We start from the raw sequence: 14,327 nt of genomic DNA, 5'->3' as shown, positions 1-14,327 counted from the left end.
ACCAGCGAGGAAAAACAATGAACAGCAAACTGTTGGGGGCCGCGCTCGTCATCGCGGCGATGACCACGTTCGGTCCGGCTCAGGCGGCGCGGATGCATGGCGCCGGCTGCAGCGGGGCCAACCTGGAGAAGACTGAGACGGCGATCGAGGCAATGGCTGATGGCGATGCCAGATACACGGCGCAGCGAGAGATCGCGGCGGCCCAGGATGCGCTGCTGAGCGGCAAGATGGGCGCCTGCAGCGTTCATCTGACGAAGGCGATGCAGGCCGGGATGATCAAGTAGCGCGTCAGTCGTTCGCATCGTTGAACCAAGGGCCGATCGCGTCACCGCGATCGGCCTTTTTCCGGGCAGGCTATGGCGCCCGCGCCAGCTGCGTCGCGAAGGTCGCGATCGTCCGCGCATAGACCTCGCTCTTGTTCCACTGCTGGATGACCGCAAAATTCGGGCCGCCGGGCTCCCAGTCCTTGCCCTTCTGCCAGCCATAGCCCTTCAAATAGTTCGCAGTGGAGGCGAGAACGTCGGGCGCGCTGCGGATCAGGTCGCGCCGGCCATTGCCGTCGAAATCGACGGCATATTTGATCCAGGACGACGGCATGAACTGGGTCTGTCCGATCTCGCCGGCCCAGGCGCCGCGCATCTCGGCCGGCTGGAGATCGCCGCGGTCGACGATCCGCAGCGCATCCAGCAACTCGCCGCGAAACTGCTCGGCGCGGCGGCAGTCATAGGCCAAGGTCGCGAGCGCACGGATGGTCGGGAACTTGCCGACATTGACGCCGAAATCGGTCTCAAGGCCCCAGATCGCGACCAGCACCTCGCCGGGCACGCCGTAGCTCTGCTCGATCCGCGACAGCACCGAGCCGTATTGCTTCAGCATGTTGGAGCCGCGGGTCAGGCGCGGCGGCACCATGCGCCCGGAGAACTCCTCGAAGGTCTGGCTGAACACCTTCTGACCGCGGTCGCGGTTCAGCACGCTTTGGTCCGGCGTCACGCCCGTCAGCGCCGCATTGATCGTGTTTTGCGAGATGCCCTTGGCTGCAGCCTCGGTCTTGAACTCGGCGAGCCAGCCGTCGAAATTGCCGTTGCCGCAAGGTACCGCGGCGTGCGCTGGCGCTGACAGGGGGGTAAGGGCAGCGAGACAGGCAAGAGCGGACACGGCGAGAACGCGAGCAATCATCGAAACACCTGGACGGCAATGGATTCAAAAAGCGTTGCTGGGCGTGCTCCATGTCGGGCGTAACCGCGGCAGCAGCAAGGCCTTTCGATCACATTGGCGTCGGATTTCGTGAGCGCCGCCACACTCTGCGGCCCCTCGACGCGACCGCCGGCCCGGAGGCCGGCGGCAGTGAAAACTCATCGCTGCGTCCTCACATCTGGTCACGCGAGCGCCATGGGAACAGGTTCGCCGGGAAATCGGCCGCGGGCTTGGAGCTGCGGGGGACCGGCGGCACGATCCGGGCGGCGTCGGGGTGGATCGCGATGGCCTCACGGTAGAGATGCCAGGTGGCGTGGCCGAGCACCGGGATCACGACGGCGAGACCGAGGAAGAACGGGATCGTGCCGGCCACCAGAAGCACTGCGACGATGAGGCCCCAGGCCGCAACCGGAACTGGGTTCTTGGCCGCCACGCGCAGCGAGGTGACGACCGCTTCGAGCGCGCCGGCGTGACGGTCGAGCATCAAGGGGAAGGACACGATGCTGAGGCACAGCGCCAGCAACGCGAACAGGAAGCCTGCGCCACAGCCGACCGCGATCAGCCACCAGCCTTGCGGCGTAGTGAAGACCCGCTGCAGGAAATCGCTCACACCGGTCGCGCCGCCATAGCCGAACACTGCGACGTAGATCGCCTGCGCGGTCGCGACCCAGGTGACGAACAGCGCGAACAGCAGCGTGCCCAGTCCGAGCATCGAGCCGAACGACGGCGACCGCAGCACCTCCAGGGCATCCCAGGCACTGGTGTCCTCGCCGCGGTCTCGGCGGCTGCTGAGCTCATAGAGACCGAGCGCGGCGAACGGGCCGAGCAGGGCGAAGCCGGCCGCCAGCGGAAACAACAGCGGCACCACCGCATAGCCGAACACTGCACGCGCCAGCACCAGGCCGAGAACGGGATAGATCGCACATAGCATCACGGCGTGACTCGGCACCGCCTTGAAGTCATCCCAGCCGAGCCGCAGCGCACGCATCAGGCTCGACATGTCGATCGTACGAATCGTCAGCTCAGCCGCGACCTCGTCTGCCGCCCGAACGTGGGAGGCAGCATTGCTGTGGTAGGTAGCCATCGTCGTGTGCTCCCTCAACTTGCGCGGGGCGCTTCCCAACCACGCAGGCGGGCTGCGCTTCTCGTTGGAACAAATTCGCGGATGGCCAGACGCGACGAACCTCGGGGCGGCCATTCGCGAACGGAAGTCATCAGGATAGTAGCAAAACAGGCTGCGCCTACTCACGCCTCGGTGAGGGCTGTGAATGTCGCAGTGCATTAGCTTGGCACGCCCATGCAGAAGCCTGAGCATGGTCCAATAAAGTCGTTCCGCCGTCATTCCGCCTTGGGTAAGCTTCACATTCGTCGCCGTGTTCGCGTTTGGCAGGCCACGGCGGTGGCGGAGCGGCTCCGACGGGCGTCTCTGCAACGGAACATCGCCGGCCGAGTTCTTCTTACGATCACCATCCATTGGGAGCCATTGATGAGCGTTTTCGGAAAGATCATGGGCGCGATTTTCGGCCATCATGCCGAGGCGGCACCGGCCGGCGGCAGCACGCCCGCCGCGGGCGCCGCCGCGCCGGCCGGCGGCGCGGCTGCGTCCCCGACGGCGGCCCCGGCTGCTGCGCCGCAAAATGTCGATGTGGCTGCGATCGTCGACAAGGCGGCGGCTGCCAAGCACGAGAAGCTGGAGTGGCGAACCTCGATCGTCGACCTGATGAAGGCGCTCGATATCGATTCGAGCCTCGCTGCGCGCAAGGAGCTCGCCAAGGAGCTCGGCTATAGCGGCGACACCAACGACTCCGCCAGCATGAACGTGTGGCTGCACAAGCAGGTGATGAGCAAGCTCGCCGCCAATGGCGGCAAACTGCCGCCGGAGATCAAGCACTGAGCTTGCGCCGCTCACGGCAAGAACAAGAAGCGAAAGGCCCGCCATCGTGCGGGCCTTTGTCGTCTTGGATCGCGTCTGGCGTGAGGCTGTGCCAGCGCCTCAGACGTGCACGAAGCCGGCGCGTTCCCAGGCCTCCGCATGCAGCTGGTCGCGGTCGAAGCCGATGTCGCGCAGCGTGCGCTCGTCGAGCTGGTCGAGATAGGCGAGCTGCGTGCGGTAGTGAACGTAACGCTTGAGAACGTCGAAAATGGCTGTGATGAACATGTGCCTCTCCCCATGGGTCTGGTTGCTTGCTCGGCGGGGGATTGCTGATCCATCCAGGTAGCCATTGCGTTAAGGCGCTCCGTCCAATCGTCTCGCCCGGTAATTCCACGGCCCATCAGGCCATGATGTCCCGGTTCTCCGGATGGTCTCGGAGGTAGTCGGCGACGAAGCTGCAGCCCGCGATGACCTTGCGGCCGTCGGCGCGGACCAGCGCGAGGGCACCTTCCACGAGCTGCGAACCGATGCCGCGGCCTCGCAGCGGTAGCGGGGTCTCGGTATGGGTGATGATCACCCCCTGCGGCGTGGCCCGGTAATTGGCAAACGCGACGTGGCCGTTGATGTCGAGCTCGAAGCGGCTCCCGGCCTTGTTGTCACGGACATCAGTCATGCGCCTCTACTTTCGTTTAGGTTTCTCGGTGATCTTGAGGAACTCCGCCAGCAGTGCACGGATCGACCATGGCTTGCCATCGACCGCACCCCGGATGTCGTCGATCTTCCATTGGCCCGCTTCGCGCACGAGGTCGTAACGGATGATGTCGTCGGCCTGTTCCTTGCGCTCGGTCCGGTGGCCGCGAATACTGACCGCGACGGTTGCCTTGTCGCCGTCCTGCATTTCCGACGTCACCTTGAACGAGGCGACATCGGGATCCTGCGAATTCGTGACGGGATCGAAATCGATCGCCCCGACCTCGCCCTTGGGCGTGCGGGCGTCCATCTTCGCCCATTGGGCGGCCAGCGACTTCGACAGATATTTCGCGCGCGCTGCCTTGTCCTCGATGACGAAGGTGCCGCCATCCTCCCCCTTGCCCTTGGCGACGCGGGTGTAGATCGCAGTCATGATGCCGACAGGCTCGCTGGAAGCAGGCGCCTGCGCGTGCAGCGGAGAAGCGGCGAGCACGCCAGCGAGGCCGAGAAGCAGGAAGCGACGATCGATCATGGTTGTCCTCAAATCAGATTCGGCGCGCGGTGATATGAAGAAATGCGCGGCCGGCCACGGTTTGTCGCGCGGCATCCGCATCCGTTCGAAACACGCCACCGCATGGGTGGGATGGGGAGGCCGGCCTTGCGAGGGCGAGCAGGACCGGGATAAACAGGCCCAAAGGTATCGGGCGGCTGAGATCGCCTGAAGGATCGATCGAGGGGACGCTTCCATGGGTCTGTTCGTCAGCAGCAGCGGCGCGAGAGATTGTCGATGACACCGGCACCCCTGCGCATGTCCCGCCGGGTGATGAACCTCGCGCATATCGTCACGCAAAATGGCCGCCGGCTCGGCGACCGCGTCGGCTTCGTCTGGGGCGAGAGGTCGTGGACCTGGCGCGAAATCGACGCGATGGTCTCGGCGCTCGCGGCGGCGCTGGCCGAGCAGGGGATCGCCAAGGGCGATCGCATTCTGGTGCACTCCAAGAACTGCGAGGAGATGTTCGTCTCGATGTTTGCCGCGTTCCGGCTCGGCGCGGTCTGGGTGCCCACCAATTTCCGCCTGATGCCGGACGAGGTCGCCTACCTCGCGACCGCCTCGGGCGCGAAGGCGTTTCTCTGCCATGGCGACTTTCCGGAGCACGCTGCCGCAGTGACGACTGCTGACTTCACCTGGCGCATCGGTGAAGGCGGCAGCTTCGGCACGGGGGCCGTGGCCGACGCAATGAAGGCGCATGTCGGCGCACACGTCGCGAACGATGCCGTCGAGCATGACGATCCCTGCTGGTTCTTCTTCACCTCGGGCACGACCGGCCGCTCCAAGGCGGCGGTGCTGACGCATGGCCAGATGGCGTTCGTCATCACGAACCATCTTGCAGACCTGACGCCGGGCACGACCGAGCACGACGCGTCGCTCGTCGTGGCGCCGCTGTCGCACGGCGCCGGCGTGCACCAGCTGATGCAGAGCGCGCGCGGTGCCAAGACCGTGCTGCTGCCGAGCGAGAAGTTCGACATCACCGAAGCCTTCCGCCTGATCGAGATGCATCGCATCAGCAACCTGTTCACGGTGCCGACCATCCTGAAGATGATGGTCGAGCATCCCGCCGTCGACCAATTCGATCATTCCTCGCTGCGCCATGTGATCTATGCCGGCGCGCCGATGTATCGCGAGGACCAGAAGCGCGCGCTGGCGCGGCTCGGCAAGGTCATCGTCCAGTATTTCGGCCTCGGCGAGGTCACCGGCAACATCACGGTGCTGCCGGCCGCGGCGCACGAGGAAGAGGATGGACCGGAGGCGCGGATCGGCACCTGCGGCTATGAGCGCACGGGCATGCAGGTCTCGATCCAGGACGATCAGGGGCGTGAGCTGAAGCCGGGCGAGACCGGCGAGATCTGCGTCATCGGTCCGGCCGTGTTTGCGGGCTACTACGACAATCCCGACGCCAATGCGAAGGCGTTTCGCGACGGCTGGTTCCGCACCGGCGATCTCGGCCACATGGACGCGCAGGGCTTCGTCTATATCACCGGCCGCGCGTCGGACATGTACATCTCCGGCGGCTCCAACATCTATCCGCGCGAAGTCGAGGAAAAGATCCTGACGCATCCCGACATCGGCGAGGTCGCCGTGCTCGGCGTGCCCGATCCGGTGTGGGGCGAGGTCGGTGTTGCCGTCTGCGTGGCGCGCGAAGGTGCGGCCGCGCCGAGCGAGAGCGCGATCGCCGGCTATCTCGCCACCAAGCTGCCGCGCTACAAGATGCCGAAGCGCTTCTTCTTCTGGGACGCGCTGCCGAAGTCTGGCTACGGCAAGATCCCCAAGCGTCTCGTGCGCGACGAGCTCGAGGCGCGCGGCCTGCTCGATCTCACCAGGCAGGGCTGAGCACTGATGCGATTCATCAAACAGCCCGGCGCGCCGGTGGCCGACCGCATCCAGTGGGTCGAGGCGCGCGGCCGCGCCTTCACCTTCACCATGGAGCAGGGGTTGCCGCTGCTGGAAGCGGCCCATCGCGCCTTTGCGGCGCACGGCTTTGCCGGCGGCGTGCTCGACATCAGAGGTGGCGCGCTCGGCCCGTTTGCCTATGTGATGCCGGCGCTGTCGAAGACGGCGGATCATGCCGCGTTCTACAGCGACACCTATCGTCCCGCCGGTATGACGCGCCTGTCGACGGCGACGATGACGCTCGGCGTGCGCGACGGCGCGCCATTCTTCCATTGCCACGCGCTGTGGACGGAGGAGGGTGGCCGCAACGGCGGCGGGCACATCCTGCCGGAGGAGACCATCGTCGCCGAGCCGTTCGAGGTCGGCGCCTTCGGGCTCGACGGCGCGATCTTCACGGCAGAGCCGGACGTCGAGACCGGCTTCAAGCTGTTCGGGCCGGTAGCGGCCGCACCAAGCGGCGCCACGACGGATTGCCGCGCCTTCGCGCTCCGGCTGCGGCCGAACCAGGATTTCGCCGGCTGCCTCGAAGCATTCTGCCGGGCGCAGGGGATCAGCAAAGCGCGCATTCGCGGCGGCGTCGGCTCGACCATCGGGGCGCGCTTCGAGGACGGCGTCGTCGTCGAGTCGTTCGCGACGGAGCTGACCATCACCGCCGGCGCGATCGCGCCGGGCGACGACGGCCTTGAAGCCACTGTTGACGTCGCGCTGGTCGACTACACCGGCGCGCTCGCGCGGGGGCGCGTCGTCCGCGGCGACAATCCGGTGCTGATGACGATGGAGCTGGTGCTGGAGGTCGTGGCGTAGCCCGCGTGGGCCGGTGGCCGATGCGGGCGCGATGTGCGAGATTGCCGGTGATGTCACCGAGGTTGTGAAGGCGTCATGGCGAGGAAGCAACGCGAGATCCGGCTGCCGGCCCCTTATCTGAAGCGGCTGTGGCTCGATCCGGCGAAGATCTCCGATCGCGCAGCCTATCCGTTTTGCCTGCCGTTCCTGCAGGACGCGTTCGAGCTCAGCTTCACCAACGCCATCACCATCATTGTCGGCGAGAACGGCACCGGCAAATCGACCCTGCTCGAAGGCATTGCCGCGCTCGCGGGCTACGACGAAGCTGGCGGCGGCAAGGGTTACATGCCGGTCGACCATGGGCGTGCGATCGAGCGTATGGGCGGCGCACTCGCCGCCGCGCTGCGCGCGAGTTGGTTGCCGAAGATCACGCAAGGCTGGTTCTTCCGCGCCGAGAGCTTCTTTTCGGTGGCGCGCTATCTCGATCAGGCCGCACTGGACGATCCGTTCGGCGGGCCGCCGCCCGACTTCCTGTCCCATTCGCATGGCGAGGGGTTCCTGCGCTTCTTCGAGGAACGCTGCCAGCGCCAGGGCATCTACATTTTCGACGAGCCGGAATCGGCACTGTCGCCGGCGCGCCAGATCGAGTTCCTGAAGCTGATGCGGCGCATGGATGACTCCAGCCATTGCCAGGTGCTGATGGCGACGCATTCGCCGGTCCTGATGGCCTATCCCGGCGCGACCCTGTTGCGGCTGACCAAATACGGCCTGGAGAAGGTCGCGGTGCAGGATACGGATCATTTCAAGGCGATGCGTGAGTTCTGCGCCGACCCCGACGGCTTCGTGCAGGCGGTGCTGGCGGAGTGAGGCCGGGATGATAGGCGAGCAGAGCGAAGCCTGCTCGGCCCTCATTGCGAGCGAAGCGAAGCAATCCAGGATCCCACGAGGACTCTGGATCGCTTCGTCGCTTTGCTCCTCGCGATGACGGAGAGACATGACTGCGCGTTCTCGCCGTGCCAAGTGCACCCGAGCTTTGACGTTCATTCCGCCCTCCTCAGTGAGAGGGCGCAGGGAAGGCCGGGTGCAGGCCGCACCCATGGCCCGCCTGCGAAAAAAATGCAGGCGGCAGGAACCACAGGATTGGCCGAACAACCGGCCTTCCCTGCGCGACGGTTTCTACCGGCTTATACGCGCTCTCCTCGGTGCGCCGGGCCTTCTGGCCACCGTCATCGGCGCGACGCCTTGAAGGCATCGACACCCACTTGACCTCAGCGTCGGGAGGTCAGGACCACACGATTTCGCCGTCCGCCACAAAACCCGTCGTCTGCGCAAAAGCGCCGGGCCCGTGACGTCCATCGCATCCCGCCCTCCACGCCCGTGACGACCGCGAAGCGCCCCTCTCGTGAGGACAGGACGCATGCAGGAAAACAGAAATTCCGAAATGGCGAAACAGGAATATTTTTCACGGCAGGACTGGACAAGGGTGATGCCGCTGATCCCGTGCGCAAATTTAGGTTTTGCGCGCATGGCCGTTTTGGTGTCAAAACGGCCGCGTCGTGGCTCGGCCATGTGCGCGCCGTGCCCGTCGGGCGACTCGGAACGTGACAGGGGCGAAGGAAGAGGGGCTGCATGCCGGAGCAGATCGGTCGCCACGACAAGCTCGAACAGGCGCTCCTGGCCCTGGATGATCGCGCCATGGTGCTGGAGGAGCTCGACGGCTTCATCGCCGGCCTGCTCGTGCTCCCTGAGCCGATTCCGCCGGGCGAATGGTTCGCGGCGGCCTTCGGGCTCGGCAAGGGCCGTCGCTCCGTGTTCACCAGCATCGACCATGCCAACGAGGTGCTCGGGCTGGTCATGGACTATCACCGGGAGATCGCGCTGACGCTCGCGCATCATCCGGAGCAGTACCAGCCGCGCTTTCCCATCGACGGCTTCAACGGCGAGGTCGTCTGGGAGCTGTGGATCGACGGCTTCGCGGCGGCCACGAACCTGCGTCGTGACAGGTTCGATGCGTATGAGCGGGTGGGCGGCGAAGTCGCCATGGCTGCGGTCGGTCTGATGATGATGATCGGTGCAACTCTCGACGAGAACCCGGATCCCGTCGAATATCGAAATCTCAGTCGCAACGCGCCCCAGAATATCCGCGAGGCGGTGCTGACGCTGCATCAATACCGGCAGAGCGGGGCTCCGCTGCCCGCGTCCACCAGCTTCGCCCGGCAGCCCAATCCCTTCGCGTCGTTCGGCAGGGTCGGCCGCAACGACCCCTGTCCCTGCGGTTCCGGCCAGAAATACAAGCGCTGCTGCGGCGCGAATTGATCGGCCACGACACGGTCTTTTTTGTTGCAACAATCGGGAGCGGTGCAAAGATGCGCCGCCGCGCGCCGGATGCGCCGGCCAATGAGAGTGACTGAGGAAACGACATGAGGATGGTGTTCGGCAAGGCGCTGGCCGTGACGGCGGCGCTCGCGATCGCAACGACGGCCCTGACCACAGCGGATGCGCATGGTCCGACCCGGCGCAAGGTGCAGGAGCACGTCGAGATCAACGCCGCGCCCGCCAAGGTGTGGGCCGTGATCGGCAACTTCCAGGACATGAGCTGGCTCGGCGTCGTCGACAAGACCGCGGGCGACAAGGGCAACGAGATTGGCGCCACGCGCAAGCTGACCCTGAAGGGCGGCGCTACCGTCGACGAGGAGCTCTACAAATACGACGCCGAGAAGATGAGCTATTCGTACCGTATCACCGCCGTCGACGTGAAGGTGCTGCCGGTGACGAACTACTCGTCGACCATCGCGGTGACGCCGAGCGCGGACGGCAAGGGTAGCGTGGTCGAATGGACCGGCGCGTTCTACCGCGGCTTCCCCAACAACGACCCGCCGCCGGAACTGAACGATGAGGCCGCGGTCAATGCGGTGACCGGCCTGTACAAGGCTGGACTCGAAGGGTTGAAGAAGAAGGTGGAGAGCGGGAGCTAGCGTGGATTGACGATGTTGCCTGGTCCGCGCTCTCCATCTCACCGGACTGCTGCGAGCAACCCGGCCATGGCGGCCTTGGCGCAGACGAGCGCCAAACTCCGATTGCCATATGCGATCGCACTTCCGTCCATGGGCAGAAGCCAAGCCAGCGCGCATCGTCTTCCGCATCATCTCCGAGCGCTTCTGTCCGGTATCTTGCTCGCGTCCGCCACAATCATCGCCCATGCCGAGGAGGCCTTCGTCACCAACCAGCTCAGCGACGATCTGACGATCGTCGACCTCGCGACCTCGAAGCCGGTGGCGACGATCCCGATCGGCGGCAAGCCGGCCGGCGTCGCGGTGGCTGCCGACGGACGCTTCGCCTATGTGGCGAGCCCGGACGACAAGAGCGTGAGCGTCGTCGACGCTGTCGCGCGAAAGGTGGTTGGACGGGTCGAGGTCGGTGGCGGGCCGCTCGGCATTGCCGTGACGCCGGACGGTTCGACGGTCTACGTCGCCGACTGGTACAACGCGGCAATCCGCGTGATCGATGCGAAGACCCGGACCGTGACCGGCAGCATCGCGGTCGGCGCCTCGCCGTCGGGGCTTGCGGTGACACCAGACGGCAAGCTGCTGCTCTCCGCCGACCGCGATGACGACATGGTCTCGGTGATCGACACGGCGACGCGCCAGCGCCTTGCGACCATCAAGGTCGGCACGCGGCCGTTCGGTGTCACCATCGACGCCGAGGGCAAGCGCGCCTACACGGCAAATGTCGCCTCCAACGACGTCTCGGTGATCGACCTCGCCGAGCGCCGCGAGATCGGCCGGGTCAAGACCGGTTTGCGGCCCTATGCGGTGGCGCTGGCGCAGGGCAGGGGCTTCGCCACCGACCAGTATGACGGCACGGTCAGCGTGTTCGACCTGGCGAGCCTGCAGCCGCTCAAGCGCATTAGCGTCGGCGACTATCCGGAGGGCATCGAGGCGACCGCCGACGGCCAGCGCGTCATCGTCGCCAATTGGGAGAGCAACATTCTGAGCGTCATCGACGTGGCCGCGCTGAAGGTCACCGGAGAGATCAAGGTCGGCGACGGTCCGCGCGCATTCGGCGCGTTCCTGCGGCGGTGAGCAGGTCCGCCGGTGGCGGGAATGGAGTTGCATCTGCAGCCTCCGTCACTGCGAGCGCAGCGGCGCAGCGAAGCAATCGAGGCCGCGCGAAGACTCTGGACTGCTTCGCTGCGCTCGCAATGACGCGGTGAGGTTATCGAGGCTCGTCACTATCCCTGCATGTCGCCGGCGGCGCTGATGCAGGCTACGAATCTCGTCTGGCGGGCACCACTAACCGCTCCACGATCTCGTCCATCCGGGTGAACAGCATCTCCGGCTGGTGGTCGCGCAGCGCCTGCTCCGCGGCATAGCCCCATGTCACCGCGCCGAAGGCGATGCCGGCGGCACGCGCCGCCTCGATGTCGCGGGTCTCGTCGCCGATCGCGATGGCCTCTGCCGGGTCGACGCGCAGCCGCTTCAGCACCCGGCGAAACTTCCGTGCCTTGCCGAACACCGAGGCGGAGCAATCGAAATCGGCGAACAGCCCGGCGCTCGATCCGAGCTTCTGCCGCGCGTTGGCCTCGCTGTCCGACGAGACCAATGCGAGCATGGTGCCGTTCGCGGCAAGGGTGTCGAGCATGATGTCGACGCCTGCGAACAGCGGGATGCTCGCCGCATGCGCCGTCTTCAGTTGGCGCACGTGGCGCGCGATGAAGGGCAGCTTCCAGCGCGGCACCTGAAGGAAATCGAGGATCTCACGGGTCGAGGCATGGCGGAGCCCGTCGATGTCCTCGTCCTTCACCCGACGAAAGCCGAAGCGCTGCGCGACGATGTTCACGTGGGTGCGAAACCACGGGAAGCTGTCGGCGAGCGTGCCGTCGAGATCAAAGATGACGAGAGAGTAGGGCATCGCGCGAGGTGAGCGTGGCGAGGAGCTGATGATCGTCGAGGCGTGTCGTCCTGCGACAGCCCTGCGCCATAGCAATGGGAGGGGCGGCGCGCAATGAGATGCGATCATTGCGTGCGGCAGCTCCACGGTGACGTTCGATGATCAGGGGTTGAACATGTTGTGATGTGCACCTGGAGATAACGCGGTCTATCATCCCGGTGGGCCGGCGGATCATGGTCTGCCTGCCCGATTTGATCGAAATTGTTTTCATCATTCAAGCCAGAGAGATTTCACATGGCCCTCAACAAGGTTGCTGCAGCGTATCTGTCCTACTTCGCCTATATCGACGACGCGCTCGATGTGGTTCAGCCGAGCGATTTCGTGGCGATGCTGAAGTCCGTCCCATCGGGTGCGGCGAACGGTCCGTGGTCGCTATGCTGGGGCCCGGCGGTCAACAACGGCGTGCTCGCCTATGTCGCGCAAGGCAGCGACGGCAGCTACGCGGTGGCGTTCCGCGGCACCGATGTCGATGGCTCGGTCGCCGGCGCGTTCGAGAACGTGCTCGCCGATGCCGATGCTGTCTTCCAGGTGCCGTGGCTCTATCCGCAGCAGGCCGGAGCGCCGCTGCAGATCAGCGCCGGAATCAACGACGCGCTGGCGCTGGTCATCGCGCTCACCGATCCCACGACGGATCTGTCGCTGCTGGACTATCTGCGCGGCCTTGCGGCCAAGCAGAACCTGCAACTGATGGTGACCGGGCACAGTCTCGGCGGCGCGCTCGCCGTGGTGGCGACGGCGTGGCTGCAGGACCAGTTGCCGAAGCTGAACTCGTCGCTGACGTTCACGCTGTGGCCGCACACCTTCGCGGCTCCGACGATGTGGAACGCGGGCTTCGCGACGACCTTCGCAAAGAGCTACACCTATTACGCGGCGGTCAACAGCAACGACATCGTGCCGATGGCCTGGGCCAACCTGAACGGAATTCTCGGTACCTATCCGCCGCCGGCGCCGGTCCTGAAGGACACAAACTACTACTCGATCTACAAACCGCTCGAGTGGCTCAGCGCAGCGATCCCGACCTATACGTCGATTGCGCCGAGCAATCCGGATCTGTTCACGATCACGCCGATCGTCGAGGCGAACGACTCCTGGACCGCGGAAGCCGGCTACATGCATTCCATGCAGCTGCAGTATTTCCCGCATGCGACCGGCACGAAGGCGCCGCCGCTGCCGGGAGTCACCAAGACCGGCGTGGCGCGGCCACGGGCGGTCGCCGTCGCGGCCTGAGCGCCGCAGGGCAGCTTTTGCGGGGCTGGGTTCGCTCAGTCCTGCAAGGGGGCTCGGTGCGGCGGCCGATCAACCTTTCATCACGATTATTGTGAGTGTGCGCTGCAGGAACGCCTTGCGCCGTGCGGTGGTTGACCCCGCACGGAAGCAAGGAGAGAGACATGCAACGCACGATCAAGATGGCCGCGCTGGCCGGAGCCACGCTGGTGATCGGCACCGCCGCGGCGTCCGCACAGGGCTATGCCCGTTTCGGCGACTCGATGGCCTGGGTGCCGCCGGCGCAGACCTCCGATTCCGAGCCGGTGTATGGCGCCGCGCCGGCGCCGGCCTACGCGCCGGGTCCGGTGGCTGGCCCAGTGGCCTGGGGCCACGGCTACAACGGCACCAACCATCCGACCCCTGGCTCGACCCAGGGCGACGTCGGTCCGTCCGGCAACAACAACGGCACGCTGACCGGCGCCTACCGGCAGTGGTAGTTGCCATCTCGCGCTGAAGTGAGTCGATCAAGCCCGCCGCTCCGACAAGAGCGGCGGGTTTGTCGTCCGAGAGGGCGCCCAGTCGCTTGCGAGGTGATGCGACCAGCATTCCGGATCATCTGATCGCGGCAACGTGAGCGCCACGTTGTGTCGCACACATGTTGTGGCGGGTGGCGGAACTGCCGGGGCATGACGATGGTTTGTTCCTCGATGAATTAGGAACAACGGAGCAAGTTCATGACACGCACGTTTGGATTGGCAGCACTCACCGCCGTCACGCTGGTCGCCGGCACGATCGGCGCCTCGGCCGGCGAATACGGGCCGGGCGGCTACGGCTATGGCGGCCAGGTCACCAGCACCTATGCCTACCGCGACTCCTTCGCCTGGGCGCCAGGGCCGGTCTATGAGGAAGGCTACGTCGCCGTCGCGCCGGGCCCGTATGACGGCCCGGGCTGGGGCGCCGGCTACAACGGCACCAACCACCCGACCCCGAGCTCGACCCAGGGCGACGTCGGCCCGCGCGGCAACAACAACGGCACGCGGAGCGGGTATTACCGTCAGTGGTAATCTGAGTTCGTTGCAGAAACATCGAGCCCGCCGCTCTGCCGAGAGCGGCGGGCTTTGCTGTGATGAACCGGTATCGACCACATGCGTCATTGCGAGGAGCGCAGCGACGAAGCAATCC

Annotated in this window: 17 protein-coding genes; 11 read left to right on the top strand and 6 right to left on the bottom strand. The window is 65.7% G+C overall.

Annotation, left to right across the window (positions count from 1 at the left end; genetic code table 11):
• The first annotated feature begins 17 nt into the window (after positions 1-17).
• Positions 18-284, top strand: coding sequence for a hypothetical protein (locus ACQR0W_RS18820; RefSeq protein ID WP_315751019.1), 267 nt, complete (start codon positions 18-20; stop codon positions 282-284).
• A 70-nt stretch (positions 285-354) separates the two neighbouring features.
• On the opposite strand, the gene ACQR0W_RS18815 is transcribed toward ACQR0W_RS18820, so the two are convergent.
• Positions 355-1,176, bottom strand: a complete 822-nt coding sequence (locus ACQR0W_RS18815; RefSeq protein ID WP_315711736.1) for a lytic murein transglycosylase — start codon at positions 1,174-1,176, stop codon at positions 355-357.
• 190 nt (positions 1,177-1,366) lie between these two features.
• Positions 1,367-2,278 (bottom strand): DUF2189 domain-containing protein, encoded by a 912-nt coding sequence (locus ACQR0W_RS18810; protein WP_315711738.1) that lies wholly within the window; start codon positions 2,276-2,278, stop codon positions 1,367-1,369.
• 402 nt (positions 2,279-2,680) lie between these two features.
• Here ACQR0W_RS18810 and ACQR0W_RS18805 point away from each other — a divergent pair, with 402 nt between their 5' ends.
• Positions 2,681-3,088, top strand: coding sequence for a DUF3597 domain-containing protein (locus ACQR0W_RS18805; protein WP_316170178.1), 408 nt, complete (start codon positions 2,681-2,683; stop codon positions 3,086-3,088).
• Between the two features lie 99 nt (positions 3,089-3,187).
• Here the strand turns inward: ACQR0W_RS18805 and ACQR0W_RS18800 are convergent, their stop codons facing one another.
• From ACQR0W_RS18800 to ACQR0W_RS18790, 3 genes are all read right to left on the bottom strand, one after another.
• Positions 3,188-3,352 carry a DUF1127 domain-containing protein gene (locus ACQR0W_RS18800; RefSeq protein WP_315751025.1) on the bottom strand — a complete coding sequence of 55 codons (165 nt, stop codon included), beginning with the start codon at positions 3,350-3,352 and terminating at the stop codon, positions 3,188-3,190.
• Between the two features lie 115 nt (positions 3,353-3,467).
• Entirely contained in the window at positions 3,468-3,740 is a 273-nt protein-coding gene (locus ACQR0W_RS18795) for a GNAT family N-acetyltransferase (protein ID WP_316170180.1), read from the bottom strand.
• A gap of 6 nt (positions 3,741-3,746) precedes the next feature.
• Positions 3,747-4,289, bottom strand: a complete 543-nt coding sequence (locus ACQR0W_RS18790; protein ID WP_315827630.1) for a DUF3828 domain-containing protein — start codon at positions 4,287-4,289, stop codon at positions 3,747-3,749.
• Between the two features lie 255 nt (positions 4,290-4,544).
• On the opposite strand from ACQR0W_RS18790, the gene ACQR0W_RS18785 reads away from it, so the two are divergent.
• The 6 genes from ACQR0W_RS18785 (at position 4,545) to ACQR0W_RS18760 (ending at position 11,071) form a co-directional block, all read left to right on the top strand.
• Positions 4,545-6,146, top strand: coding sequence for an acyl-CoA synthetase (locus ACQR0W_RS18785; RefSeq protein ID WP_316170181.1), 1,602 nt, complete (start codon positions 4,545-4,547; stop codon positions 6,144-6,146).
• Between the two features lie 6 nt (positions 6,147-6,152).
• Entirely contained in the window at positions 6,153-7,010 is an 858-nt protein-coding gene (locus tag ACQR0W_RS18780) for a PCC domain-containing protein (protein ID WP_316170182.1), read from the top strand.
• 75 nt (positions 7,011-7,085) lie between these two features.
• Positions 7,086-7,856, top strand: a complete 771-nt coding sequence (locus tag ACQR0W_RS18775; protein ID WP_315827535.1) for an AAA family ATPase — start codon at positions 7,086-7,088, stop codon at positions 7,854-7,856.
• 762 nt (positions 7,857-8,618) lie between these two features.
• A complete protein-coding gene (locus tag ACQR0W_RS18770) occupies positions 8,619-9,305 on the top strand; it encodes a UPF0149 family protein (RefSeq protein ID WP_316165338.1) in 687 nt (228 codons plus the stop codon).
• A 104-nt stretch (positions 9,306-9,409) separates the two neighbouring features.
• Positions 9,410-9,964 carry an SRPBCC family protein gene (locus ACQR0W_RS18765; protein WP_316165339.1) on the top strand — a complete coding sequence of 185 codons (555 nt, stop codon included), beginning with the start codon at positions 9,410-9,412 and terminating at the stop codon, positions 9,962-9,964.
• A 129-nt stretch (positions 9,965-10,093) separates the two neighbouring features.
• On the top strand, positions 10,094-11,071 hold the full coding sequence (locus ACQR0W_RS18760; RefSeq protein ID WP_316170183.1) for a cytochrome D1 domain-containing protein: 978 nt from the start codon (positions 10,094-10,096) through the stop codon (positions 11,069-11,071).
• A 184-nt stretch (positions 11,072-11,255) separates the two neighbouring features.
• On the opposite strand, the gene ACQR0W_RS18755 is transcribed toward ACQR0W_RS18760, so the two are convergent.
• Positions 11,256-11,900, bottom strand: coding sequence for an HAD hydrolase-like protein (locus tag ACQR0W_RS18755; RefSeq protein WP_316170184.1), 645 nt, complete (start codon positions 11,898-11,900; stop codon positions 11,256-11,258).
• A gap of 273 nt (positions 11,901-12,173) precedes the next feature.
• Here ACQR0W_RS18755 and ACQR0W_RS18750 point away from each other — a divergent pair, with 273 nt between their 5' ends.
• From ACQR0W_RS18750 to ACQR0W_RS18740, 3 genes are all read left to right on the top strand, one after another.
• Positions 12,174-13,166, top strand: coding sequence for a lipase family protein (locus ACQR0W_RS18750; protein ID WP_316165342.1), 993 nt, complete (start codon positions 12,174-12,176; stop codon positions 13,164-13,166).
• Positions 13,167-13,327: 161 nt separating this feature from the next.
• Positions 13,328-13,642 (top strand): hypothetical protein, encoded by a 315-nt coding sequence (locus ACQR0W_RS18745; RefSeq protein ID WP_315751035.1) that lies wholly within the window; start codon positions 13,328-13,330, stop codon positions 13,640-13,642.
• A gap of 237 nt (positions 13,643-13,879) precedes the next feature.
• A complete protein-coding gene (locus ACQR0W_RS18740; protein WP_315751036.1) occupies positions 13,880-14,209 on the top strand; it encodes a hypothetical protein in 330 nt (109 codons plus the stop codon).
• The last annotated feature ends 118 nt before the right edge of the window (positions 14,210-14,327 follow it).

It is taken from the genome of Bradyrhizobium sp. HKCCYLRH1034, assembly GCF_051168375.1.
GTDB lineage: Bacteria > Pseudomonadota > Alphaproteobacteria > Rhizobiales > Xanthobacteraceae > Bradyrhizobium.
The sequence above is the reverse complement of the archived record's forward strand: the minus strand, read 5'-3'. Positions and strand labels throughout refer to the sequence as shown.